Origin of the sequence: Nocardioides sp. NPDC057767, assembly GCF_042798275.1 — a bacterium.
Taxonomy (GTDB): Bacteria; Actinomycetota; Actinomycetes; order Propionibacteriales; family Nocardioidaceae; genus Nocardioides.
The window spans coordinates 80,276-105,619 of the sequence record NZ_JBHVKJ010000009.1 but is presented as its reverse complement, the minus strand read 5'-3'; the positions used below and the strand labels follow the sequence as shown (position 1 = coordinate 105,619).

Below are 25,344 nucleotides of genomic sequence, written 5' to 3'. Positions count from 1 at the left end.
TCATGGCGGCGACATCGGGGGAGCAGACCGAAGGTGTGGGGATCGTGCGCTGGGCGACTTTCGCCGGCGTGTGCGTGCTGGCGCTGCTCTGGTCGGCCTACTCGGTCGGCGCCCAGAACGGCACCTTCCTGACCCAGGACTTCGGTGCGCAGTACCACCTGGCGAAGATGACCGCCCACGGTGCGATCCCGCTGGTCGACTTCGAGCACGGCTGGAACGCCGGCTCCTTCTGGGTCTCCTCGGTGCTCTACGCGGTCGCCTCCGGGTCCCCGACGATCTGGTACTTCCTCTGGGGCCGCCTCCTCGGCGCCGGTCTCGGCGCGGTCCTCGCCGCCGCCATCGGGCTGCGGCTGCGGCTGCACCCGGCCGTGATGGTCGCGGTCGCGCTCGGCGTGCTCCTGCTGGCGACCCCGCTGCACATCAAGTACACGATCTGCCTGCTCTGGGTCTTCGTCCTCCTGCCGACCGGTCGGCTCGAGTCGCACCCGCGCCTGGCCGCGGTCGCGCGGGTGCTGCTCCCCGCCTTCGTCTTCTGGCAGTACGTCGAGCTGGCGGTGCTCCTCACCGGCGCCTCGGGGCTCTTCGAGCTCTTCGCCCGCCGGGACGTCGCCTGGCGCACCCGGATCGTCAACTGCGTCCAGCTCGCCGGCGGGTTCGTGCTCGGGCTGGTCCTCCAGGCCGTGGCGTACAAGGTCCTGTGGGGGCTCTCCTTCGCCGACTTCAACCGGCAGGTGATCCTCGGCCAGACCGAGACGCACGAAGGTTCGCAGTACGCCGTCTGGAACTTCTTCGACCTGCCGACCGAGTCCGGGCGGTTCTTCATCCTCGCGCTCTACCCGTTCGCGCTGCTGCTGCCCTTCGTGCCACTGGTGTGGCAACGGATCTCCGACTCCACCCGGCTGATCGCGCTGTCCGGGCTGGTCCTCGTCGTCGTCCCGATCCGTCGCGTCGACAACCCCCACACCACCACCGTCTCGGCTCTCGTCCTCCTTGCCGTCGTCCTCGCCGTAGCCGAGCTCTACGAGCGCCGTACGTCCCTGCCGGCCGGGGTGAGGGCGCCGGCGATCGCCCTACCTCTGGCTGCAGGCGGCGCCGCATGGGCGGCCGCGACCCTCTGGATCGGGTTCGGCCTGCAGAGCATGGCGGGCGGGGTGCTGCTCGTGGCCCTGGCCGTAGCCGGTGCGGTTCTCGGGGCGACGTTCCTGCGCGGTGCCACTGCAGCCGTCTCGGCCGGCGCCCTGGTCGTCCTCGGCGGCGTACCCGCGCTTGCCTCGGTCGACCACCTCGACGACATGCGTCGCGACGCGAAGTCGTTCCAGGTGACCGACGCGATCACCCGCTGGGCGGGCCCGGAGTACGAGCGCTGCAGCGGGGGCATCCGCGAGGCGCTGGTCATGCCCAACTATCTCGAGCTCTACGACACCCTCGACCTCACCAACCCGACGCCCTACTACCTGTTCCACTACGACTTCGCCCAGTACGAGGACGTGCTGGTGCCTCAGCTCGAGGACGGGTCGATCCCGGTCATCATCGAGACGATGCCGCTGCACACGCCGCAGCCCTGGCTCACCGATGCCATCCGCGCCAACTATGTCCCGTGCTCGATCGTGAGGATCGAGAAGCAGGTCACCACCGTCACCATCTGGACCCACAAGTCTCGGGGGAGGGTGGAGCGGCGGGATCTCAGTGTTCGGGGTGGGGAGGTCGTTCCGACGCGCTGATTCGGCTGTTCTTTGTGGTGGGTGTTTTGCCGCCGACCCTTTTGGGGAGGGTGAGAATTTTGGCTGGTTATCGGGTCGGCGGCAGGGGTTTGGCGCGGCGATGCGGGTTGGGCGGGGGCTTGGGATCTGGGGTGAACGAAGTTTCGTTCACTACGGTTGCCGCCGACCGGGGGGTGGTTGAGGCGGTGAAAGAAATTTTTCTTTCACCGGGGGAGCGCCTACTTGTTCTGGGGGAATGAATTTTCCTTCACCGTGGTGCGTCCGCCTCCCGTGGAGCGACTGGCCGGCGGCCCAGACCCGCCCCGAAAACAACAGTCGTTGGACACGCTGAGCCAAGCAGCGCAGGCGCGCGTAGCCGTCATAGGCTCGCCACCCAAGCCCCCTGAGCCCAGCCCGAAGGTCGCGAATGCCCCGATCCACACACGAGGACGGTGCCGGCGTACGTCTCCCGAGACGGATCCTGGCGGCGATGGTGCTGGTGGCGTTCTTCGCGCTGAGCCTGAGCAGCTACGTCGCGCTGACCCGGTCACTGCAGTACCAGACCCGCGACGAGGGACCGAACGCCGGCTACGCGGTGGAGCTCGCCTCGGGCCGGCTGCCGACGATCGACACACCCGTGACGACGGATGCGCGTCGCTATCCCCAGGTCGTCGAGGGGCTGGCGACCATGGCGGACGAGCCGCACCGCCACATCTGGACCGCCAACCACCCTCCGCTCTACTACCTGATGTCACTGCCGTTCGTGGCCGCTGCCGAGGCGCTCGACGCACCTCAGGTGATGGTCGTCGGGATGCGGATGATCAATGCCGTCGGGTCCGCGCTGTGCGTGCTGCTGGTGGGCCTGATCGCCTTCGAGGTGACCCGGAGGGCGGCGACCGCGTTCCTGGCCACGGGGATCAGCGCCTCCTGCGCCGTGCTGGTGACCGCGGGCGGTCACATCGCCAACGACGGGGTCGCGGTCGCGGCCTCCTCGCTGACCCTGCTGGCCACGATCCGGATCCTGAACCGCGGCCTGTCGCCGGGGCGCCTGGTGCTGGTCGCCCTGGCCGGGACCGCCGCGGCCGGCGCGAAGGCGCCCGGTGTGCTGACCGTCGTCCTGTGCGGCGCCGCCATCGCGGTGGGGCTGCTCATCCAGGACCGCTCACGTCGCGGCGTGGTCCGCGCGCTGGCGGCCGCGGCCGCGGCGACCGGGGTTCCGGGGCTCGCCACCGGCTGGTTCTACGTACGCAACATCGTTCTCTACGACGACCCGACCGCCTCCACGGCGCTGCTGGAGAAGTTCGACCGGGAGCCCAACGGGACCTGGTGGCAGGTGCTGACCGACGGCTCGCTCTGGCTGGACTGGTACGAGCGGCTGTGGGCGCCGCTGCTGGCCGAGGGGTACGCGGTGGCTGCCGACGTGCTCGCGGTCGTCGCGGTGATCGGGCTGATCGTGCTGCTGGTCCGCCGGTGGAGCGCCGGGCCTGACCATCCCGCGTCACGTGCCGGATGGCTGCTGCTCATGGTCCACGCAGCGGTGATCCTGGCGAACCTGGTCGGTTTCGTCGCGGGCGGCGGGAACCCGAACGACCGCTACCTGCTGCCGCTGATGCCGCTCCTGGCCACGGTGCTCGCGGTCGGTGTCACGGCGCTCGTCGATCTGGTCCCGGTAGGCGCGCGGGAGTCGCGGGCCCACCTGGCGGCAGCCGCGACCACCCTCGCGCTGGGTCTCTACGCGTTCCTGATCTTCAGGTGGTTCGTCGACTCGGCGACGTATGTGGGCCGTCTCCCGAACTCCGAGTCACGGAACGCGGAGCTCGTGGTCGCCGCCGGGCTGGTCTGCGGTCTGGTCGCCGTCTGCCTGGCAGCCCGGCCGCCCGGCACCGTCAGGACGTACGCCGCCCGGCAACCGCTCCGAGACCAGCCAGCACCACGTCGGCGATGAGCAGGAGGACTCGCGAGGCGAGCGCGACGGTCAGCGCCTCGGGGACTCCGATGATCGGGCCGAGGGTGAGCGCGAGCAGCGCCTCGCGGATCCCGGCACCGGCAGGCGCGGGGATGAATGCGATCCCGGCGGCCCAGGCCAGCGCCATCCCGCCGGTGGCGGCCGCGACCTCGAGCAGCCCCACCGAAGCGTACGACTGCATCATCACCGCCAGGTGGAGGCCGAAGGCGACCCAGGCGAGCACTGCCCAGCCGATGGCGGTGAAGAGGCCCCGCGCGGTGAGACGTACGCCGAGGGGTTCCCGGCCGAGCCGGGCGAACAGCCAGTCGAGCATGCCCGGGACGACGCGCGGGTGCAGGCACACCGCCAGCGGTACGAGCAGGAGCAGCAGCCACCAGTAGCGGCTGAGGCCCTCGGAGGAGGACCAGGGGAGCAGGAGGGCGCCCACGCCGATGCCGCTGGCGACGACGATGCCCATGAAGAGGATGTTGGCGCCGAGCATCGTCCGGCGAGCGACGCCCCAGCGCAGCCCGAACTGCATCTGGGCGACGACCGGCCACACCGAGCCGGGCAGGTACTTGCCCAGCTGGGAGACGTAGAAGACCGAGTGGGCGTCGCGAAGCGACGGCCGGATGCCCATACCGTGCAGCAGGGCCACCCAGATCTGGCCGATCAGCATGGTGCCGACGATCGCCAGGACCCCCGCGATCGCGAAGCGGCCCACGCTCAGCTCCTGGACCGCGGTGGCCAGGTCGTCGCGCTGGCGCCAGACCAGATAGGCGCCGCCGAGCACGACCACGAGGGCGAGCGCGATCTTGACCAGCCGCTTCGCAGTGCTGGGCTTCGCGGGGCCGGGCGTAGCAGACGACCCGGCCCCGGAAGCGGAGACCGGGTCGGAGTGGGTCGCTGTCACAGGCTGGTCGTCCACGTCTCGCCGGACTGGGCAGTCGCACGCGCCTTGGTGTGCGGCAGGTCGAACTCGGCGACCGAGGTCTGGTCGCGGAGCATCTCGGTGCCGGACTTGCCGAAGCGCGCCTTCTTGGTGTGCTCCAGGTCGTCCTCGATGAGCACCCGGTTGGTGCGGATCAGGTCGGAGATGACGCCGAGCATCGCGGACATGAAGGCCAGGTTGATCAGCACGCCGCCGAGCAGCAGCGACTGGATGTGGTTGCCGTTGTCGCCGCTGAGCCACAGCACGAGGTAGCGCACGAACGGGATCGCGCCGAGGATGAAGAAGAAGGCGGTGAGCCAGACGAAGATGGCGTACGGCTTGTACATCATGTAGCTGCGCACGATCGCCGCGCCGGACTTCATGATGTGCTCGGGCATCGACTTGAACAGCCGCGACTCACGCGTCTTGGCGTTGGTCTCGATCGGCACCGAGGCGATCTTCATCCGCTTGTTGCCCGCCTGGATGATCGTCTCCATGCAGTAGGAGAAGCGGGTCACGGTGTTGAGCAGCATCAGCGACTCGCGCGAGTAGGCGCGGAAGCCGCTGGCCGCGTCGGGCAGGTCCGTCTCGGCGGCCATGTTGACCACCTTCGACCCGACCTTCTGCAGCTTCTTCTTCAGGCCGGAGAAGTGCTCGATCTGGTCGACCTGGCGGTCGCCGATGACGATGTCGGCCTGGCCGTCGATGATCGGCTGGACCAGGTCGGCGATGCGGTCCTGCGGGTACTGGTTGTCGCCGTCGGTGTTGACCACGATGTCGGCACCCAGCTCGAGCGCGCGGACCACGCCGTCGTGGAAGCTCCGGCCGAGACCCTGGTTGCGGGAGTGGTGCACGAACTCGCGCACGCCGTGCTCCTTGGCCACCTCGACCGTCCGGTCGGTGCACCCGTCGTCGACGATCAGGATCACGATCTCGTCGATGCCGGGGATCTGCTTCGGGATCGACTCCAGGACGGACGGGAGCGTCTCCTCCTCGTTGAGGCAGGGGACTTGAACGACAAGCTTCACAGGGACCTCAGGGCAAGTAGTGGGACCGAACACAGATATTCGGGGTTTCGTGAGGGGCTTCTGAGCGGCCACATTACCGCGTGGATTCCGCGGCCCCACGCCCCCTCGCGGGTGTCATCCGGCGTATGTGCTAAGGAAACCTGGCGTTCAGGACGGGTCCACGCGGCGTCTGCCACGACGCCGATCCACCAGCCACGGACCGAGCAACAGCCCCAGTGTCACCAGAGCGCCGAGGAGCGAGACCACCGCACCCGTACGCAGCCCCGGAGCCTCGTAGCGCAGCGTGACCGTGTGGGTGCCGTCGGGAACGGGCACGGCGGCGAAGGCGTGGTTGCCGGCGACCAGGTCCACCGGGCGGCCGTCGACCGTGGCCGACCAGCCGGGGCGGGCGATCGAGTCGGCGACGACCAGATAGCCGGCACCGTCCGCGGTGACCTTCGCCGAGATCGTCTCGGGCTCGTCGCGGCGTACGTCGACCCGGGCGGCCGAACCGGACGCGACCGGTGTCGACGAGTCGTCGAGCAGCACCGTGCCCGGCGCGACGCCCTCGGTCAGCCGGCGCACCCGGGTCGGACCGTCGGCGACGACCTCGCTGGTGCCGGCCCAGCGGATCCGCGGCAGCGCGCTCGCGCGCTCGTAGACGACCGCGCCGGCCGAGGCGTGCACGATCCGGAGGCCGTCGCCCTTCTCGGGCCGGACCGCAGCGCAGATCGCGGATCCGTCGGTGCGGCCGGCCAGGTGGACGGCCCTCCGTTTGCCGGAGAACGTGACGGTGACCGGCACCGGCCCGGTGGTGAAGCGATGCTCGGGCACCGCGACGCGCAGCCTCTCGCCACGCCTGAGCGGCCGGTTCACGGCGATGGCCCGCTCGGAGGTGACCTTCTCCGCGCCGCTCCCGACGCTCACCCGGACGACCGTCGGCTGCTGCGCCCGCGGCTTCAGGCCGTCGGGCACGGTGACCTCGATCCCGCGCAGGTCGCCCTTCGGGACCTGGCACGTCGCCTGCTGGCTGGGCATCACCGTCAGAAGCTGGCGCCGCGCAGCCGGCACAGACGTCGGCTCGGCGGCCCCGATGACCTCCTGCGGCTGGGTCACCCAGTAACGCACCGAGAGCTGGTCGAGCACCGCCAGGCGCCCCGGCGTGGGCACGCCGGCAGGGAAGTCGCTGTAGGTCGTCGACAGCTGGGCGTCCGGGCTGACCGCCGCGATCAGCTCCTTCCACTCCGGCGAGGTGAACTCATGACCCGTCGGCGTACGCAGCCGGTAGTGGTCGGCGACCGCCGAGTGCTCCCAGCCGGAGGCGCCGTAGCGCTCCTCGCCGAGGTTCTTCTTCAGGAACGCGTGGGCGGGGGTGACCGGGTAGAAGTCGGCGCGGTCGGTGAGCGGCAGCACCTCGCGGGCGAACACCGTGCTCTGTGCGACCACGGCCAGCACGAGCACCAGCGGGCCCAGCAGCCGCAACCGGCCCCGCAGCAGCAGGGTCGCCGCCACGGCCAGGAGGGAGATCCCCAGCAGCAGCGCCGGCACCCTCAGCCTCGCGGCGACGTCCGGGATCGGCCGCTCCGCGCCGTCGATGAAGGCGTACGCCGCATACAGGAAGTACGCAGCCACCCCGACGACCGCCATCAGCACGACCAGCGACACCAACAGGCGCGGACGCCAGGACCGGCTCTCCTCGCGCGAGGGGCCCGCCTCCTCGGCCCGCTGGACCAACCGCTCCAGCCCGATCCCTGCCAGGACCGCGCACAGGAACCCGAAGATCGAGTTCGCCCGCCCGAAGCTGTTGGAGCTGTAGCCCGGCAGCTTCTGGAGCAGCTCGAGAGGAAGACCGCCGACCCACAGCAACCAGACGATCGCGGCCAGCACGACGGCGAGCAGCGCCGGCGTCGACGGCCGGCGACCGCCGGGCAGCCGGACGACCAGGGCGCACAGCACCAGCACCAGCGCCGCGACGCCGATGAACGCGATCGACTCGATCGGGTTGTCCTCGCCGGCCCAGAGCCCGTCGACGCAGGTGCCGTACACGTCGGGGGCGACGGTGGTGAGCACGAGGCTGGCGGGCTTGACCTGGTTGGGGACTCGCTCGTCGATCCCGAGCGCGCTCATGTTGAGCGCGAACGGCAGCACCTGGACCGCGGAGAGTGCGACCCCGAGTCCGACCCCGCCGGCGGCGATGCCGCCGGCGACCAGGGTGCGCCGCGGATCCCGGAGCGCGAGCGCCCGGACGACCACGTAGATCCCACCCAGGGTCAGGGCGAACATCGTGACCGCCGGGAACCCGCCGAGCAGCATCGAGGCGACGACCAGGCCGACCGCGGCGAGGTCGCGCGCACGGCGCTCGTGGACGGCGCGGTCCAGCGCCCACAGCAGCAGCGGGACCAGGCAGGCGACCTTGGTGTGCGGCCAGTTGGTCCACATCATCATGAACCCGGAGGTGAAGAACACCAGCCCGGCGACCAGCGCGATGCTGCGCCGCACGCCGAGGCGGCCGAGGAAGAGCACCATCCCGGCCAGCACCAGGACCAGCTCGGTCAGCTTCACCCACGCAGGCGCCAGCCACATCGGCATCACCCAGTAGGGCCAGGACACCGGGCTCAGGACCGCATGGTTCGGCAGCGAGGCCAGCGGCGCGCCGCCCACCTCGTAGGGCGCCCAGGTCTGCCAGTTGCCGTGACGTACGCCTTCGACGATGTTCTCGACGCCGGGCAGGTAGTAGTCCCAGGTGTCGCCGCGACACCACAGCGTTCCCTGCGGGATCGGGCCGTCGGCGGCGTACGGCATCATCGCGTGCAGCCAACCGGTGTCCAGCAGCATCCCGTGACCCACGAGCGCGGGACCGAAGGTCACCGCGACGAAGAGGACGAGAAGCGCCAGCACGACGCCCGAGCGCCACCGATCCGATGAGAACACAAGCCGAAAATCTATGAGTAGTCGGAACCGGGCGCCGGTAGCGCACGCGGCAGTTCGGTCAAGTCTTCGTTGGCGGCCGGATCACTCACGCCGGGTCGCTACGGCCACCAGCCCGGTGCCGGTGTCGGGGCGCAGCCGCTGCAGGGCCATGAACGGGCTGGTCGCGAGGGCGATCGCGGCGCCCTTGAGTCGGCCGCTCGGCTGGAACGTACGTCCTGTCGCCCGGGTGAGCTCCTCGGGTGTGAGGTCGCCCACCTTCTCCAGCTTCCGGGCGTCGATCCGGTTGCGGACCGCCTCCAGGGCGTAGCCCAGCGGCCAGCCGTAGACGGTGACGTCGATCTCGCTCAGGCCGGCCTCCTCGAGCCGTTCGGTGAGCTCTGCGGGGCTGTAGCGGCGGAAGTGCCCGGCGTGCCGGTCCATCGGACCGAACCGCTGCTGGAACGCCGGCACGGAGAGCACGAGCTGACCACCCGGGCGGACGTGGGTGACCCACTCGGCCAGCGCCCCCTTGTCGTCCTCGATGTGCTCGAGGACCTCGAAGGCACAGACCAGGTCGTACGTCGCTCCCGGCGCGAGCTCGGCGGACATCGCGTTGAGCACCCGGCCGCCCATGCAGGTGATCCGCTCGTAGGCCACCGTGAACGAGTCGGCGTCGGGCTCGACGCCGAGGTAGTCGGCGCGCATGGCCAGGCGCGCCCCGAAGGCTCCCTGGCCGCAGCCGATCTCCAGCGCCGTCGTCGGCGCCAGCCGGTAGATGATGCGGCTGACGACGTCGTAGCGCAACCAGGCACGGGGTGCGAGCGGAGGCAGCGGGCGGTCGGTGGCGGTGAGCGACATCTGGTTCCTGGGTCGAGGTGGAGTCAGGTGAGACATTCGATGAGGGGCGAGGCGACGGCTTGCGGGGTGTAGTGCTCTCTGGCCTGCTCGTAGGCGGCCTCGCGCAGACGCTGGGCCTCGCCGGGATCGTCGGCGAGCTTGGTCAGGGCGGAGGCGAGCTCCTCGGGGCTGCCTGGGGACACCAGCATGGCCGAGCTCTCCAGCATCCGTCGCTGAGGTGCGGTGTCGGAGGTGACGACCACCGCCCCGGCCGCGGCACCCTGGAACGCCTTGTTGGGCACGACCCGGCGAGCCTGCGGGACGGTGCCGAAGATGCCGAGGCTCACGTCGAACCCGGCGACGAAGTCGGGCAGGTCCTCGGCGTCGACCCAGTCGACCCAGGAGACCCGCGGGTTGCTTGCGGCGAGGCGACGAGCCTCCTCGTACTGCTGGCCCTGGCCGACCATCGTCACCTCGATCCGATCGTCGCCGGCGAGGAGGTCGAGCGCGTCGGCGATCACCGGGGTGCCGTGGGTGGGGGAGAAGAGGCCGACGAAGACCGCCTGCAGCGGGGCCTCGGTCCGCCGATCGAGCGCCCGCGCACCGGCGTCGAACCACTCCGTGGTCGCCCCCACCGGGCACACGACCGAGTGGTGGCGTACGTCCTCGGGCAGTGCCTGCTGCTGCTCGACCGTGTCCACGATGACCACGTCGGCCCGCTTCAGCGCCATCGCGTCGATCGCCTTCATCAGGCGCAGCTTCGGGCCGTCCGAGCCGGCCAGCCGGCGATTGGTGGCGACGCCCGCCGCCGAGACCATGTGGTCGAGCAGGATGGTCGAACGGGGATGGAGGAGCCGGGCCAGGTGCACGTCGAAGTGACCCAGGTAGCCCACCAGGACCGCGTCGGGACACCCACGCCGCCGCCGTCGCAACGACTCCACGACCAGTCCGCTCCAGCACACCAGCAGCCGGAGCACGAGCAGCGGCAGTCGCCACGGTTGTCGCAGGATCGCCACCCTCGCCGCAGTGTCCAGTCCCAGCGGCCGGTTGACCTCGGTGACCTCGGCACCGCAGGCGCGTAAGCCCTCGATGAGTACCGCGACCCGCGGATGGGAGGCCACGTCGTAGGTGCCGAAGGCGACGATGTGCATCACCTCAACGTTAGGGTCGAGGTCAAGGAGAGATCGAGCAGCACACCCCGCATCTGAGATGTCGGCACCCGAAAAAGTGCTGCCTGGGAGGACCTGTGGGCAGAGGCTGGACGAAGGTGGTGCCGCTCAAGGCGGTGGTCGTCGCGATCGTCCTCGCGGTCGCGGCCTACGCGATCCACCGCAACTGGGACGCGCTCGTGCGGGGCTTCCAGGAGCTCCCGCTGTGGGTGCTGGCGGTCGCTTTCGTGCTGACCGTGCTCGCCCAGGGCGTCGCGCTGCTGATGTGGCGGGTGGTCCTGGCCGATCTCGGCTCGCCGCTGCCGCTGGTGCCGGCGGCCCGGATCTTCTACGTCAGCCAGCTGGGGAAGTACCTCCCGGGCTCGGTGTGGACGATCGTCGGCCAGATGGAGCTCGCCCGCGCGGAGCGGGTGCCGCGGCGTACGTCCCTGACGCAGGGCGTCCTGGTGCTGGCGATCGCCGTCGGTGCCGGGGTGATGGTCTCGGTGCTGCTGATGCCGTTCCTCGGGCAGGAGACGTTCGCGCGCTACTGGTGGGCGGTGCTGCTCCTGCCGCTGATCCTGGTGGCCCTGCATCCGCCGGTCTTCGCGAAGGTGGTCGACACCGGGCTGCGGCTGCTGCGGCGAGAGCCGCTCGAGGTGCTGCCGACCTGGCGGGGGATCGGCAGGGCGCTGGCGCTCCAGGGTCTGGTGTGGCTCCTGCTCGGGCTCCAGATCTGGGTGGTCGTGGTCGGCCTGGGAGGCGACCCGCTGCCCTCGTTGCTGGCCAGCGTGGGCGGCTACGCGCTCGGGTTCAGCCTGGGCATGGCCGCGATCGGGCTCCCGGCCGGCGCCGGGCTGCGTGAGGCGGTCCTGGTCGTCGCCCTCTCCGGCGTCCTCTCGCCCGGGCTGGCGCTGCTGGTCGCCCTGCTGGCTCGCGGGATCGCCGTCCTGGCCGATGTCGTGGTAGCGCTGGTAGCGGCGTTCCTGACCCGCCGAAGCGGCGAGGTCGGGACGTCGTCCTCGCAAGCCGCCAACGAAACGCTCGGGAGATCCTTGTGCCCACCGCACGGCAGCTCTGGACCGCAGGCCTGATCGCCAATCTCATCACCTGTGCCGGCGTGTGCGCCGGCTACGCCCTCTCCTCGCCGCTCTACGGCACCAAGGACGAGGTGGCCCACGTCGACCACGCCTACCAGCTCTGGCACGGCACCCTGATCGCCATCGGCGAGCCGATGCGGATGCCGCAGATCTGGGGCTACACGCTGCCCTTCGACTGGACCGGCCAGCACCCACCGCTCTTCTACCTGCTGCTGGCACCCGTGGTCGGACCGCTCACCGACGCCGGGCACCTGCTCGCCGCCGGGCTGGCCGCGCGCGGCATCGCGCTCGTGATCACCTGCCTGGTCGTGGCGGCGGTGATGTGGACGACGCGGCAGATCGTCCCCGGCCGCCCCGAGGTCGCCGTCGCGGCGGGCCTCGTCACCGCACTGAACCCGGCGCTGACCAGGCTCGGCGGCGTCGTCTTCAACGACAACCTGTTCGTCCTGTGGGTCACCCTCCTGGTCGGGCAGACCATCTGGCTGCTCCGCCACGGGCCGAGGACCCGCGGCGTGGTGCTCTTCGGTCTGTACGCCGCCGCCGCCCTCGGCACCCGACTGCCCGGAGTCGTCTTCATCGGTCTGTGCGCGACCACCCTTGGCCTCGTCTGGCTCTTCACCGGCGCGCGCCGCGACTGGGCGGGCGTGCTGCGCCTGGGCGTCGCGGTGCTCCTCGCCGTCGCCGCCAACGCGTGGTTCTACGTCCGCAACTTCCGTGCCACCGGCAACTGGTCCGGCATGCAGACCGACCTGGTCGGCAAGGCGGGCGGCCCCCTGCAGGAACGGGAGGTACGCAGCGTGCTCGACGTCGCCACCGACCCGGACATCTGGCACCAGCTCCTGATCCCGCCGGCGCTGCAGGAGCACGTGGTCATCGGCGCCGTGCTCACGATCGGGCCCCTCGTGCTCGGCCTGGTCGTCGGCCTCCGCGCCTTCTCTCCGTCACGGCGGGAGCCGGTCCGGGTCGCGACGGCGCTGCTGCTGCTCGCCCTGACCGCCGTCATCGTCGCGATCCAGCTGAACTACGCGGCCGGGGGCGGGGGAGCGTACTGGCGCTATCTCCTCCCGCTCACCGTCGTGACCAGCCTGGTCACCGCGCTCGGGCTCACCGCCACGCCCCGGCTGGCGGGCCCGTTGGCCGGGGTCTGGGCGGCGGCGACGTACGCGGTCTTCCTCGCCCACATCGCCCCGCCGAACCCCGCCGGCGGCGACCTGGCCACCGCCCCGGTCTTCCAGGCCGCGGCCTGGGTGGCGGCGGGCGTCGCGGGGGTCGCGTGCGCGGTCGGTGTGGCGACCGTCCTTTTGGTCGCCGTCGCCCGGTCCCGTTAAGATCTCATAGATCTGTCGTGCCCTCATCCGGAAGTGAAACGTGACCAGCCTGGACCCGAGAGCGCCGCTCGTGCTCGATACCCGCGAGCTCGGCCGCCGCCCGGGGTCCGAGCGTCACGTCGAGCTGACGGTGCCGGCGCCGGCAGATCTTGGTATCGAAGTCCTCTCTGTCCCCGAGGGATCGCCGGTCGAGCTCGACCTGCGGCTCGAGGCGGTCATGGAGGGTGTGCTGGTCACGGGGACGGCTTTCGCCGGCCTCGAGGGCGAGTGCGTGCGGTGCCTGGAGCCGATCGACGACGACGTCGAGGTCGACATCCAGGAGCTGTACGTCTACGACGACTCTCGTGACGGCCAGGACCCTGACGAGGACGACGAGACCAGCCGGACCGAGGGCGATCTGATCGACCTCGAGCCGGTGCTCAGGGATGCGGTGGTGCTCGCGCTGCCGTTCCAGCCGATGTGCCAGGACGACTGTCCGGGACTGTGCCCCGAGTGTGGGGCGCGGCTCGCGGACGAGCCCGGGCACGACCACGGCGACAAGGTCGACCCGCGCTGGGCGGGGCTGGCTTCGTTGAAAGACGACTCCAGCAACTAGGATCACCCAGCACAACAGGCTTCAGTAGCCGGTCGAGATCCGGCCGGTCGAATTATGAGGAGATAACAGTGGCTGTTCCGAAGCGGAAGATGTCGCGCAGCAACACCCGCCACCGCCGCTCGGCCTGGAAGGCCGTCGCGCCGACCCTGGTGACGTGCGCGAACCCCGCCTGCGGCGCCAAGCACATCCCGCACCGCGCGTGCGGCGAGTGCGGCCAGTACGGCGCTCGCGCCGAGCGTCGCCAGGTCCTCTGATCTGACACGCGGTTAGTCTCCTGACCAACTACGCCGAGCTACGCAAAGCGCTCGGGGATCCGATTCTGGACCCCGAGCTGCTTGAGCGTTCGCTGACTCACCGGTCCTACGCCTACGAGAACGGTGGCCTGCCCACCAACGAGCGCCTGGAGTTCCTGGGCGACTCGGTGCTCGGCGTCGTGGTCACCGAGACCCTCTATCGCACCCACCCCGACCTGCCCGAGGGCAAGTTGGCCAAGCTGCGGGCGGCGGTTGTGAACGCCCGTGCCCTGGCCGAGGTCGGTCAGGCCATCGGCCTGGGCCAGCACATCAAGCTGGGCCGGGGCGAGGAGGCCACCGGTGGGCGTGAGAAGGCGTCGATCGTCTCCGACACCGTCGAAGCGGTGATCGGAGCGGTCCACCTCTCCGGTGGCATCGAGGTCTCCACCGTCCTCGTCCACCGACTCTTCGACCCGCTCATCGAGGCGGCCTCCGACCTGGGTGCCGGTCTCGACTGGAAGACCTCCCTGCAGGAGCTCGCCGCCGAGCGGGCGCTGGGTGTGCCCGAATACGTCATCACCGACGAGGGCCCCGACCACATGAAGACCTTCACCGCGAAGGTCCGCGTCGGCGACCAGCTCTACGGCAACGGCGTCGGCCGCTCCAAGAAGGAGGCCGAGCAGGCCGCCGCGGAGACCGCCTACGGCGAGATCCAGGCCTCCGCCTCCTCCTCCGCCTAGATGCCTGAGCTCCCCGAGGTCGAGGTCGTACGCGCCGGCCTCGAGCGCCACGTACTCGGCGCGAGGATCCTCGCCGTCGATGTCTTGCATCCCCGCCCCGTGCGCCGCCACCTCGCCGGCGCCTCGGCCTTCGCCGACGACCTGAAGGGCCGCGTCCTCACCGGCGCCCGCCGGCGCGGCAAGTACCTGTGGCTGCCACTCGATTCCGGCGACGCCCTGATGGCCCACCTGGGCATGAGCGGCCAGATGCTCGTCCAGCCGCCCGAGTCGCCCGACGAGCGGCACCTGCGCGTCCGCATCCGGCTCGAAGGCGCCGCCGAGGGCCGCGAGCTCCGCTTCGTCGACCAGCGCATGTTCGGCGGCCTCTCGATCAGCCCCGGTGGAGCCGAGCTCCCTCCCGAGATCGCCCACATCGCCCCCGACCCGCTCGAGCCCGCGTTCGACGCCGAGGCGGTCGTCCGACGGGTCCGGAGATCGGCCAGCGGCATCAAGCGCATCCTGCTCAACCAGACCGTGATCAGCGGCGTCGGCAACATCTACGCCGACGAGGCGCTGTGGCGCGCGAAGCTCCACGGCGAACGGCCGGGGGAGCGGCTGACCGCCCCGAAGGTGCGCGAGCTGCTCGGCCACGTACACGACGTGATGACCGAGGCGCTCGCCCAGGGCGGCACCTCCTTCGACGCGCTCTACGTCAACGTGAACGGCGAGTCGGGCTACTTCGATCGGTCGCTGGCTGCGTACGGACGTGAGGGCGAGCCCTGCGACCGCTGCGGAACCCCGATGCGCCGCATCGCCTTCATGAACCGATCCTCCTACTTCTGCCCGAAGTGCCAGCCCGCCCCGCGAGTACCGAGGATCACGGCGGGATAGCCCATTCGGGCTATTGCTCATGCCCACTTCGGACCACGCAAATGTTGCGGGCGGATGACACTTCCCGGGCTCCTCATCGTTCGTTAAGAATTCCGGATTCGGGTGAGTTAACCTTCGGTTCGTTCGTCCTGGGTGCAGTTCGTCTGCAGCCGCTGCAAGGGCGGACCACCTACCGCTGTGTTCGGGCCGGCGGTTCAAGCCGAGTGGCGACGTGGTCACCCGGATCTCGGGATGAAACCAAGGCCCTCCAGCACCGGCACAGGCGTGAACCACCACTCCAGCCGTTGGGGTGGTCAAAGCTCGACAAGGACAACAGGTGGCTCCCCACAAGCTCGCCGTATCCGATCAAGCGCCCACGAAGCGCCCGCAGGATCTGGACTTACCGCAACCCCGTGCTGACGCCGGTCAGCCCGAGCAGACCCGCACCATCCCGGTCGCCATGGCCGCCGACCTGAACTACGCCAAGCCGATGTCGGTGGCGATCACGTCGCTGTTGGAGAACTCGGGCACCGACACCGGATATGACCTCAGGATCCTGGTGGCGGAGGAATTTCCGGCAGACGTACGCGACCAGTTCCTCTCCTTCGAGGGCCGCTATCCGGGCAACACGATCTCGTTCGTCGTCGTGGACGGCTTCGCCGACGTCAAGGTCAGCACCTCGCACCTGACGGCCCCCGCGTACTTCCGGCTCAAGCTTCCGGACCTCTTCCCGGACGTCGACAGGATCATCTACCTCGACGTCGACACCATCATCGAGAGCGATCTGTGGCAGCTCTACACGCAGGACGTGGACGACGCCTACGTCGCCGCGGTGCCCGCCGCCGCGTACCACCTTCGCTCGACCGAGGCCGCGCAGGCGATGGGCCTCCCGTCCTTCGACCGCTACGTCAACTCCGGCGTCATGCTGATGAACCTGAAGCAGATGCGGGAGCACGGCCTGGTCGCGAAGTTTCTCGAGCTCTCGTCCAAGGAGTTCGACTCCGACGATCAAGACATCATCAACATCGTCTGCTACGACCGCATCCGTCATCTTCCGCTCCGCTTCAACCTGATGACGAAGTACGGCCCCAAGAACGTCGAGGAGTTCTGGAGCCGACCGGCCGTTCGGCGGGTCTGGTCCCGCGACGAGTACGACGAGGCGATGAGCTCGCCGGTCATCATCCACTTCGCCGACAAGCGCAAGCCATGGATGGACGTCTCGGCCGATTTCGCGGATCGGTGGTGGCAGTACGCGGCGATGAGCCCGATGTGTGGCGAGATCGTCGCTGTTTATCTCGCCGACGCGGTCGCGGCGGCAGCCGGCGTCACCTCTGCCGTCCGCAAGCGGCTCAGGAGCCGCGTGGTCAGCCTCGAGCAGGAGCTCCAGGGCCGAGACCAGGAGCTGGCCGACACCCGCAGGTCGGTGTCCTTCCGGATCGGCGCCTTGATGACGTCCGGACCGCGTGTCATACGCGACTCGCTCAAGCGGGACGTCCGTCCCCCGCAGCCACGGACCCGCCTCATCGAGAAGTAGCCCGCGTCGTCGCGAGCCAGCTCGATCGCCACCAGATCAATTGCGGGGACGACCCGCATTCTTCGTCACCCCAGCAACACAAGGAGGAACCATGCCTGCCGGTATGGGCGACCAGCCGACCAACAAGCTCGGGCTGCGTCATCGGATGGTGCGCGTCGCAGAAGTGGATGGGGAGCACAAGCTTGTGCTGTTCGGCCGTCCGACCAGCGGCGGTCCGGTCGTGTCCCGCTACACCCGCCTCCTGGACCGACAGTCGGGCCTGAACGCGAAGATCGAGCGGCTCCGTGCCCGCCTCGGGGAGACCCCGGGCGAAGAGCTGGAGACCGGGGGGCCGTACTACCTCAAGTCAGACAGCCTCGAGCGGCTCAGCGTCGACGAGATGGTCGACAAGCTGGCCGCGTACGACGTGGTCTCGTTCGATGTCTTCGACACGGCGCTGTACCGAGCTGTGGAGTTCCCGAAGGATGTCTTCCGGATCATGGGGTCGAGGCTCGGTATCGAGAGGTTCCCGAGCATCCGCAAGCAGGCCGAGGATCACGCGCGTCGCGAGAACGACAACCACAAGGGCTCTCGCGAGGTCACACTGCGTGACATCTACACCGTGATGGCGGAGCGGTACGGCGCGGATCCTGCATGGGAGGTGTACGAGCAGAACCTCGAGATCGAGCTGTCCGAGGCGAACCCGTATATCAAGGAGGTCTTCGATCGGCTCCTCGCCAAGGGCAGGACCATCGTGTTCACCTCTGACATGTACCTCCCCCGGGAGGTCATCGAGGAGATGCTCGTGCGCAACGGGTACACGGGCTACGAGAAGATCTACCTGTCGAACGAGTACCTTCGTCGCAAGGGTGACGGGACGCTGCAGCAGGTTCTCCTGGAGTACTACGGCAGCGAGACGTCGATCGTGCACGTCGGTGACAATCTCGAGGCGGATGTCGAGCAGTCCGAGCGAGTCGGTCTTCCGGCGGTGTACAACGAGGACCAGCGACGGCTGGTTCGGGAGCCGTACATGGAGGTTCTGGCCGGCAGTTTCTACGGGGCGCTCCTCAACAACACGATCGGTTCAGGCGCCTGGACCGAGGGTCTGCATTACACCCACGGGTTCCGCGTCGGCGGCATCTTGGCCGCGGGGTTCTGCGAGTTCCTCGAGACGGTTGTCCGTGAGAAGGGCATCGACCGGATCCTGTTCTGCGGGCGTGACTGCGACGTGATCTCGCGTGTCTACGACCGCTTCTACGGCGGCGCCGACAGTGCCTACATCGACGTCTCGCGCTACGCAGCGGCTGGCATCACTCTCGATCTGAACTTCGACGACTTCGTCGGGCGTTCCTTCTTCCGCTGGTTCAAGGAGTCCAACAACACCAAGACCATCGAGCAACTGCTGATCGACACCGGATTCGACTACCTGCTGCCCTATCTGGACCAGGCGGACATCGAGCGGTTCCTGTTCCCGGCGAGTGCCACCAGGCGGCGCCTGGAGCGGTTCTTCTGGGACCACAAGCACGTCATCGAGGAGCACAACCGCACCAGCGTCGATGCGGCGAAGGAGTACTTCACCGAGGCCGTCGGCGATGCCCGGCGGGTCCTGATCGTCGACATCGGCTGGAGCGGCACCTGCATCACCACCCTCCGCCACTTCTTCCGCACTGCGATGGCTGACCGTGAACTCGAGGTCTCCGGTGCGCTCATGTGTACGAGCCGCACCGAACAGGTCACCGACATGGTGTCCGACGGCTTCATCAGCGCCTACTCGTACTCGCCGATGGCGAACCTGGACCTGGCGAGGTTCATGATGCCTGGCGGACCGAAGGCGGCACGCAAGACGGATCTGCTGCACCACCCGCTCGAGTACCTGTTCACCCAGGTTGCCTCCAGCGTCGTCGGTTATGGGTTTGACGACCTCGGCCGGCCTGTCGCTCTTCGGGGGAACAACGCTCCGCGCAACGTCGAGCAGATCACCGAGATGCAGCGCGGGATCATCGACTTCGTCGAGGCCTACCTGGAGCGGACCAAGAACTATCAGGACATCCGCCCGATCTCTCCCTACGTCGCGTTCAACCCGCTGAAGGCGGCGATCGAAAACGAGTCGTACTCCCACGAGGTCTACAAGGACTTCCTCTACGACGCGACTCCAGCTCTGTTCGGTGAGGAGACGCACACCGAACGATTCGGTGACCTGTTCGACCTCAGCGGACCGATCAAGTCGCTCGAGCCTGCGGCCACAGCGCATGACACTGCTCAGGTATCGCGGTCACGACGCATCGTCTTCGTGTCGCCCGAGATGACGTACACCGGCACGCCCCGAAGCCTCCACCGGATGTGCAAGGTCGCGATTTCCCTGGGGTACGAGCCGGTGGTCTGGACTGCGAAGCCCGGTCCCTTCTCGAAGGAGTTCGCGACACTCGGCATCGCGGTGAAGGTGGTGCGCGCCGGTCAGCTGGGCCCGAAGCGGATCAACAAGCTCATCGAGAGCGGCGTCGAGCTCGTCGTCTGCAACACCGTGGCGACAGACGACTACGTGCGAGTCTTGGAGGGCCGGATCCCGCTCGTCTGGTACGTGCGCGAGGCGACCAACCTGCCGGACTTCTTCGCTGCAGCTCCCGAACGTCAGGAGACGCTCCGCCAGAGCCGCAGCATCTGCGTGGTCAGCGAGTACGCCGCGGCTGCGGTCGCGGAGCACGCAGACGGTCCCGTCGAGATCGTGCGCAACAGCGTCGTGGATGTGTCCGAGTACGCACAGCCGTACGAGATCGCGGCCGGTGGCACGTTCAAGTTCGTCCAGCTCGGCACCATCGAGCACCGCAAGGGATACGACGTCTTCGTCGCTGCCTTCAAGGCGATGCCGGCGGAGTATCGGGCTCGCGCAGAGCTGCACTTCGCGGGTGGGTTCATCAACAGTGGTACGTCGGTCACGTCCTACGTGTTCGCTCAGATCGCGGGCGAGGAGAACATCCACTACCACGGCGTGATCTCCGACGAGCGCAAGAAGATCGAGCTGCTCTCGCAGATGGACACCGTGGTCGTCGCGTCACGCGATGAGTCATGCTCCCTGGTCGCTCTCGAGGGAGCGATGCTGTCCAAGCCCCTGATCGTGACCGAGAACGTCGGCGCCAAGTACATGGTGAGCAGCGCCAATGGGCTGGTGGTCGACACGGGTGACGTGATGTCCCTGCGCGACGCATTCATGTCCATGATGGACAAGGAAGCGGCGGCGCTCGAGAAGATGGGCAGCGCATCCCGCAGGGCCTATGACGAGCGGGCCAGCATGGACGCGTACACCAAGGACCTCGGAGCCCTCTTCGAGCGGCGGATCGCCGCCGGCACCGGTCGGAGGCTCCAGCCGGCCAGGTCGACGACCGAGCGAGGACGTGGACGGGCTTCGTCAGGCGCACGGGAGGTGGTGGTATCGCTCACCTCGATTCCTCACAGGATGCTCAGCATCGGTCAGTGCATCGACTCCCTCGTGGAGCAGTCGAGGCGGCCGGACAAGGTGCTCCTGTGGCTCTCCACCGAGAACTTCCCCAACCGAGAGGCCGACGTGCCGGCCGAGGTTCTCGAACGTCGAGATGCCTGCTTCCAGATCCGCTGGGTGGAGGGCGACCTCGCTCCGCACAAGAAGTACTTCTACGCGGTTCAGGAGAATCCCGAGGCACTCATCGTCACCGTGGATGACGACGTCGTCTACGACGACAACCTCGTCGAGACGCTGTATGAGGGCCACCTGGCCAACCCGCACGCCATCATCTGTCAGCGGGCGAACCTGGCATTGTTCCGCCCCGATGGCACCCTTCGTTCGTACGACGGGTGGGTCTATGACTGCAACTATCTGCGTGGCAAGGCGAGCTACCAGCTCCTCCCCACCGGGATCGGTGGCGTGCTCTACCCGCCGCACTCGCTGCCCGCGGCCACCTTCGACGTCGACGCGATCTCCAAGACTTCGCTGTACGCCGACGATCTGTGGCTCAAGGCGATGGCGACAGCCAACGGCTACCCGGTCTGGATGCCGCGCGAGCGGGCCGGCTATCAGCAGATCCAAGAGGCACAGGCTGTCGCGCTCTGGCGCCGCAACGCGTTCCAGGGCAACAACGACCTCGTGCTGGAGAAAGTCTTCGACCACGTCGAGAACGGCGTGGGGGTCCCCCGGGATGCGCTTCTGCAGCGGATCCGAGGTGTCGCGGACGACGGTCGTGTGATCGGCCCGGACGACATCGACATGGCGTCGCTTCTCCGACGATGATGACGGTGCACGTGGACAGGCGCGTTTCATGACGATCCTGACGAGTACGCAGTCGGCCGATGCGCCTGCGGCTGCCGACGCGCAGGCCCCGGCGGAAGGGTTCCGGCCAGACATCCAGGCGTTGCGGGCGATCGCGGTCCTCTCCGTGTTTGCCTATCACCTCGCTCCAGGGCGGCTGAGTGGTGGGTACATCGGGGTGGACGTCTTCTTCGTCATCTCGGGCTTCCTCATCGGCAGTCACCTGCTCCGGGAGGTCGAGACGACCGGCCGCATCCGCTTGGGTGCGTTCTGGGCCCGGCGAGCGAAACGGCTTCTGCCGGCTTCGCTCCTCGTCCTGCTGGTGAGCGCCGTCGCGACCTTCGTCTGGGTGCCGCGAAGCCTCTGGTCGCAGTTCCTGACCGAGATCGCCGCCTCGAGCCTGTACGTCGAGAACTGGCGGCTCGCCTGGGCGAGCGTGGACTACCTGGCAGCCGACAACAAGGCTTCCGCGGTTCAGCACTTCTGGAGCCTCTCCGTCGAGGAGCAGTTCTACGTGTTCACACCGCTCCTGCTGCTCGCGGTGGCGCTGCTTTCCCGGTCGATCCGTCCCGGGTCGTACGTCACCACCCGACGACTCGCCGGGTCGTTGTTCGCCCTCGTCGTCTGCGCTTCCTTCACCTACGGGGTCTGGCTCACCGGGAACACCCCGGAGGCGTACTTCTCCACCTTCACGCGGGCGTGGGAGTTCGCCGCCGGAGTTCTCATCGGAATGCTTCCGGTGATCGGGTCGAGAGCGGCGCGCGCTCTCGGGGTTGCGCTGGGCCTCGCGCTGATCGCAACGGCGGCGACGCAGTACACCAGCGCCACTCCCTTCCCGGGGGTCGCCGCCCTTGTTCCGGTGAGCGGCGCCGCACTCGCCATCTGGCTCGGTCGTGGGACGTTTCTCGCGCGAGTCGGGTCATGGCGACCCGTATCCATCGTCGGCGACACCTCCTATGCCATCTACCTCTGGCACTGGCCGCTCATCGTCTTGGTGCCGTTCATCACCGATGCGCCCCTGAACGCGGGGACGAAGCTGGTGATCCTCGGTGTGACGTTCCCCCTCGCATGGCTCAGTACGACGCAGTGGGAGAACCGTGTGCGCTTCTCCGGACGCCTTCTCGGCGGACGCTCTCCGGTCACGGTTGGCCTGTGGAGCGCTGGGGCGATGGTGGTCGTGCTGGCCGTGGTTGCCACCGGACTGGCCGTCAAGGCGAGCGGCGCAGCCCAGTCGGAACGGAAGGTGAACACCCTGCTCGCCCAGAACATGTCATGTCTGGGCGCAGCCAAGCTCGCGGATCCGACCTGCGAAAACCCCGATCTGAAGGGCGTCCTCGTCCCAGACCCGTCCGAGCTCGCGACGGACGAGGCCAACAGAGCGGAATGCTGGTCGAGTTCGGCCGCCAAGACCGGGGAGGTCGTCATGTGCCGGCTCGGCCCGAAGAATGGCTACAGCAGGCGACTGCTTGCGGTTGGCGACTCCCACAACGACCAGTTGGTCGGGGCGTACGAGGACATAGCGAAGGAGTTCGGCTGGCGGATCGATGTTGCCGGCCGAGTCGGCTGTTATTGGACGGAGGCCGACCTTCAGAAGAACAGCACCGCAGACCAGCTGATGTGCGAGGAGTGGCGGCGCAGCATCAGTGCGTACGTCGAAAAGGCTGATGACCTGGATGCCGTTATCACCTCCAAGGCGCGGAACTCGTCTCCGATCCTGGCCGACGACAACGTGACGACCTCGGTCGCTGTGACGGCTGAAGGGCTGGCCCGTGCGTGGGCGCGCCGGCCGGCACCTCGACAGGTGCCGGTGATCGCGATCGAGGACAACCCGGCGATGCCAGAGGGGACGATGGCGTGCGTGGAGGCGCAGCGGCTGGACGCAGCCACAGCGTGCGCACAGCCTCGCAGAAAGGTCCTTCCACCCTCGGGCCTGGCAGAGGCAGTTGCCGTCGACCCGAACGCGGTGCTGGTGGACTTGACGGACCTCTACTGCGAACCGAAGGTCTGCCGGCCGGTCGTCGGTCACGTGATCGTCTACCGTGACGACGGTGAACACCTGACGCTCACCTACACGCGAACTGTTGCGCCGTACCTGGGGCGCGCCATCGATGATGCCTTGCGACAACGCTGACGGCGTCGAGGCACCTGTTCCGTCCCATCCTTGCGATGCGAAAGTGATCACCAATGTTTGACAGCACGATGTCTCCGGCTCCCATGACCACGATCGAGGTCGGGGGACGGAGCTATGCGGTCTGCGTCCCGCACGCCGAGGCGGATTACATCCAGTCGAACCTGGTGAGGACCGGCCGCCCGTACGAGGAACTGATGCTCCAAGCGATGGTCGCCGCTCTCGAGCCCGGAGACCTCGTCGTCGATGTCGGGGCGAACATCGGCAACCACTCCTTGTACCTGGCGGTGGTCGGAGAGCTTCACGTCGTCGCTTACGAGCCGAACCCCGAGTTGGTCGCCGGAATCTCCGCCAGCGTGGAGGCGAACGGCCTCAGTGACCGTGTCGTCATTCGTGACGTCGGCGTCCACGCGAGCTCCGCACGCGGCACGATGGCCAATCTCGACGCGACGAATCTGGGAGCGCAGTCGGTGGCGGTCGCGGACGAGGAGGGCGACTTCGCTGTCGTCGCTCTCGACGACGAACATTTTCCGGCCCGCGTGGCGGCGCTCAAGATCGACGTCGAAGGGGCGGAGATCGATGTGCTCGAGGGGGCGACGGCACTCATCGAGAGGGACCGACCTCTCCTGTACGTCGAGTGCGGAACGCTGGCGGGATACCAGAAGGTCTCCTCATGGATGATTCGGATGGGCTACGCCCAGACGGGCACCTTCAACCTCACTCCGACCCATCTGTTCCGGCCCGCCTCGGGAACGCCGGAGGAGGCTGAGGTGGTCGCGGCCCTGGTGACGGCGACCGAGGAGATCTACCGCCTGACCTCGCTCAAGATGGCCCTCCGGGCACAGCTCGAGGAGCAGGGCGTCGGAAGCGGAACAGCGTGACGGACTGGCGCCAGCTGACCGAAGCAGGAGTCCGTCGGGCGAGGGACCTTCTGCGGGGCAGGCCGACACTCAGCGTGGTCGTGCCGGTCTACAACGTCGCCGAGTACGTCGAGAAGAGCCTGCGCAGCGTCCTGGACCAGCCGCGCGACGAGATCTCGAGGCTCGAGGTGATCGTCGTCGACGACGGCTCGACCGACGGTTCGGCGCAGATCCTGCGGCGGATCGCCGCGGAGGAACCCGGCGTCACCGTCATCACCCAGCCGAACTCGGGGGTGTCGAGGGCGCGGCACACCGGGATCGACGCGGCGACCGGTGAGCTGTTGACGTTCGTCGATCCCGACGACACCCTTCCGCCGGACGCATGGTCGGCGATGGTGCGGTCGCTGCGGCGTACGGGCTCGGACTTCGCGGTCGGCGCCGCGGAGAGGGTCAGCGTCGAGGGCGGGGTGGAGCGGAGGTTCATGACGCCCCTGATGCGCCGCAACCACGCGGAGGAGCGACTCAGGTGCCGGATCGAGGAAGCGCCGTTGATGCTCGCCGACATCTTCGTGTGGAACAAGATCTTCCGACGGTCGTTCTGGACGGAGAACGCGATCGTCTTCCCCGAGCGCACCCGCTACCAGGACCAGGTGGCGCTCACGCAGGCGTTCCTCGCCGCCGGGTCGTTCGACGTCCTGACCGAGATCGTCTACGACTGGCAGGTTCGCGCCGACCGGTCCTCGGCCACGCAGAAGCGTGCCCAGACCGCCAACCTCGTCGAGCGGATCGACACCAAGCGCCAGACCATCGAGCTGGTCCGCGCGGCCGGGTCGGCGAAGCTCATGGAGACGCTGCTCGCCGAGATCCTGCCGATCGACATGTGGGAGCACTTCCGTGCGGCGGTCCACCCCGACACCGAGGATCCGCGGCGCTACTGGGAGCTGCTTCGTGCCGCCGTGCTGGAGTTCTGGTACGACGCCGGCGTCCCGTTCGAGAGCACGACCGTCCCACCCGTTCAGCGGCTGATGGCCTGGCTGGTCGCCCAGGACCGATCCGAGGACCTCGCCGCGCTCATCGTGATGATCGACAGGTACGGCGCGGGCAAGGCGTTCCGGCAGCATCCGTGGCGCGATGATCCGGAGCTACCGCCCCAACTGCGTGACATCGAGAAAGTCGATGGGAGCGCCCTGCTGACGCGGCAACCAATGCGTGGATAGGCTCGGCCCCGTGCGAGAACGTTTCCG

General features: G+C 68.5%; 18 protein-coding genes. 13 read left to right on the top strand and 5 right to left on the bottom strand.

Translation table 11 applies throughout. The features are described from left to right. Positions 1–2 precede the first annotated feature (2 nt). Positions 3–1,721 carry a hypothetical protein gene (locus ACFVDI_RS07085; protein WP_378902100.1) on the top strand — a complete coding sequence of 573 codons (1,719 nt, stop codon included), beginning with the start codon at positions 3–5 and terminating at the stop codon, positions 1,719–1,721. A gap of 406 nt (positions 1,722–2,127) precedes the next feature. Then, on the top strand, positions 2,128–3,645 hold the full coding sequence (locus ACFVDI_RS07080) for a phospholipid carrier-dependent glycosyltransferase (protein ID WP_378902097.1): 1,518 nt from the start codon (positions 2,128–2,130) through the stop codon (positions 3,643–3,645). Here ACFVDI_RS07080 and ACFVDI_RS07075 read toward each other — a convergent pair. The 5 genes from ACFVDI_RS07075 to ACFVDI_RS07055 form a co-directional block, all read right to left on the bottom strand. Then, positions 3,587–4,558: a lysylphosphatidylglycerol synthase domain-containing protein gene (locus ACFVDI_RS07075; protein WP_378902093.1), complete on the bottom strand. Its 972-nt coding sequence runs from the start codon at positions 4,556–4,558 to the stop codon at positions 3,587–3,589. The two genes, ACFVDI_RS07080 and ACFVDI_RS07075, sit on opposite strands and share 59 nt — an antisense overlap. Next, positions 4,555–5,604, bottom strand: a complete 1,050-nt coding sequence (locus ACFVDI_RS07070; protein ID WP_378902090.1) for a glycosyltransferase family 2 protein — start codon at positions 5,602–5,604, stop codon at positions 4,555–4,557. The genes ACFVDI_RS07075 and ACFVDI_RS07070 overlap by 4 nt, the downstream gene beginning before the upstream one ends. A 147-nt stretch (positions 5,605–5,751) precedes the next feature. Next, complete coding sequence (locus tag ACFVDI_RS07065) at positions 5,752–8,514, bottom strand: YfhO family protein (protein ID WP_378902087.1); 2,763 nt, start codon at positions 8,512–8,514, stop codon at positions 5,752–5,754. Between the two features lie 81 nt (positions 8,515–8,595). Beyond that, positions 8,596–9,351 (bottom strand): class I SAM-dependent methyltransferase, encoded by a 756-nt coding sequence (locus tag ACFVDI_RS07060; protein ID WP_378902084.1) that lies wholly within the window; start codon positions 9,349–9,351, stop codon positions 8,596–8,598. 23 nt (positions 9,352–9,374) lie between these two features. Next, the gene (locus tag ACFVDI_RS07055; protein WP_378902081.1) at positions 9,375–10,481 is read right to left on the bottom strand and encodes a glycosyltransferase; all 1,107 of its coding nucleotides are present in this window, start codon (positions 10,479–10,481) and stop codon (positions 9,375–9,377) included. A 95-nt stretch (positions 10,482–10,576) separates the two neighbouring features. Between ACFVDI_RS07055 and ACFVDI_RS07050 the strand changes: the two genes are divergently transcribed. The 11 genes from ACFVDI_RS07050 to ACFVDI_RS07000 all read left to right on the top strand — a co-directional run bounded on the left by ACFVDI_RS07050 (position 10,577) and on the right by ACFVDI_RS07000 (position 25,317). Further along, positions 10,577–11,572 (top strand): lysylphosphatidylglycerol synthase domain-containing protein, encoded by a 996-nt coding sequence (locus ACFVDI_RS07050; protein ID WP_378902078.1) that lies wholly within the window; start codon positions 10,577–10,579, stop codon positions 11,570–11,572. After that, the gene (locus ACFVDI_RS07045; RefSeq protein WP_378902075.1) at positions 11,536–12,906 is read left to right on the top strand and encodes a hypothetical protein; all 1,371 of its coding nucleotides are present in this window, start codon (positions 11,536–11,538) and stop codon (positions 12,904–12,906) included. The genes ACFVDI_RS07050 and ACFVDI_RS07045 overlap by 37 nt, the downstream gene beginning before the upstream one ends. 40 nt (positions 12,907–12,946) lie before the next feature. Then, entirely contained in the window at positions 12,947–13,501 is a 555-nt protein-coding gene (locus tag ACFVDI_RS07040; RefSeq protein ID WP_378902072.1) for a YceD family protein, read from the top strand. Between the two features lie 68 nt (positions 13,502–13,569). After that, on the top strand, positions 13,570–13,755 hold the full coding sequence (gene rpmF / locus ACFVDI_RS07035; protein ID WP_008358292.1) for a 50S ribosomal protein L32: 186 nt from the start codon (positions 13,570–13,572) through the stop codon (positions 13,753–13,755). Positions 13,756–13,775: 20 nt separating this feature from the next. Continuing rightward, positions 13,776–14,474: a ribonuclease III gene (gene rnc, locus ACFVDI_RS07030; protein ID WP_045548395.1), complete on the top strand. Its 699-nt coding sequence runs from the start codon at positions 13,776–13,778 to the stop codon at positions 14,472–14,474. Next, positions 14,475–15,344, top strand: coding sequence for a bifunctional DNA-formamidopyrimidine glycosylase/DNA-(apurinic or apyrimidinic site) lyase (mutM, locus tag ACFVDI_RS07025; RefSeq protein WP_378902069.1), 870 nt, complete (start codon positions 14,475–14,477; stop codon positions 15,342–15,344). A gap of 316 nt (positions 15,345–15,660) precedes the next feature. Then, complete coding sequence (locus ACFVDI_RS07020) at positions 15,661–16,857, top strand: glycosyltransferase family 8 protein (RefSeq protein ID WP_378902066.1); 1,197 nt, start codon at positions 15,661–15,663, stop codon at positions 16,855–16,857. A gap of 91 nt (positions 16,858–16,948) precedes the next feature. After that, complete coding sequence (locus tag ACFVDI_RS07015) at positions 16,949–21,094, top strand: glycosyltransferase (protein ID WP_378902063.1); 4,146 nt, start codon at positions 16,949–16,951, stop codon at positions 21,092–21,094. 28 nt (positions 21,095–21,122) lie between these two features. After that, the gene (locus tag ACFVDI_RS07010) at positions 21,123–23,243 is read left to right on the top strand and encodes an acyltransferase family protein (protein ID WP_378902060.1); all 2,121 of its coding nucleotides are present in this window, start codon (positions 21,123–21,125) and stop codon (positions 23,241–23,243) included. Between the two features lie 83 nt (positions 23,244–23,326). Continuing rightward, a complete protein-coding gene (locus tag ACFVDI_RS07005; RefSeq protein WP_378902057.1) occupies positions 23,327–24,121 on the top strand; it encodes an FkbM family methyltransferase in 795 nt (264 codons plus the stop codon). Continuing rightward, positions 24,118–25,317 carry a glycosyltransferase family 2 protein gene (locus tag ACFVDI_RS07000; protein ID WP_378902054.1) on the top strand — a complete coding sequence of 400 codons (1,200 nt, stop codon included), beginning with the start codon at positions 24,118–24,120 and terminating at the stop codon, positions 25,315–25,317. The genes ACFVDI_RS07005 and ACFVDI_RS07000 overlap by 4 nt, the downstream gene beginning before the upstream one ends. Positions 25,318–25,344 lie beyond the last annotated feature (27 nt).

What these genes read in the sequence shown, in the direction of transcription:
- ACFVDI_RS07085 (WP_378902100.1), top strand. Translation starts at nt 3, where the DNA reads ATGGCGGCGACATCGGGGGAGCAGACCGAAGGTGTGGGGATCGTGCGC.
- ACFVDI_RS07080 (WP_378902097.1), top strand. Translation starts at nt 2,128, where the DNA reads ATGCCCCGATCCACACACGAGGACGGTGCCGGCGTACGTCTCCCGAGA.
- ACFVDI_RS07060 (WP_378902084.1), bottom strand. Translation starts at nt 9,351, where the DNA reads ATGTCGCTCACCGCCACCGACCGCCCGCTGCCTCCGCTCGCACCCCGT.
- ACFVDI_RS07055 (WP_378902081.1), bottom strand. Translation starts at nt 10,481, where the DNA reads ATGCACATCGTCGCCTTCGGCACCTACGACGTGGCCTCCCATCCGCGG.
- mutM (WP_378902069.1), top strand. Translation starts at nt 14,475, where the DNA reads ATGCCTGAGCTCCCCGAGGTCGAGGTCGTACGCGCCGGCCTCGAGCGC.
- ACFVDI_RS07015 (WP_378902063.1), top strand. Translation starts at nt 16,949, where the DNA reads ATGCCTGCCGGTATGGGCGACCAGCCGACCAACAAGCTCGGGCTGCGT.
- ACFVDI_RS07010 (WP_378902060.1), top strand. Translation starts at nt 21,123, where the DNA reads ATGACGATCCTGACGAGTACGCAGTCGGCCGATGCGCCTGCGGCTGCC.
- ACFVDI_RS07005 (WP_378902057.1), top strand. Translation starts at nt 23,327, where the DNA reads ATGACCACGATCGAGGTCGGGGGACGGAGCTATGCGGTCTGCGTCCCG.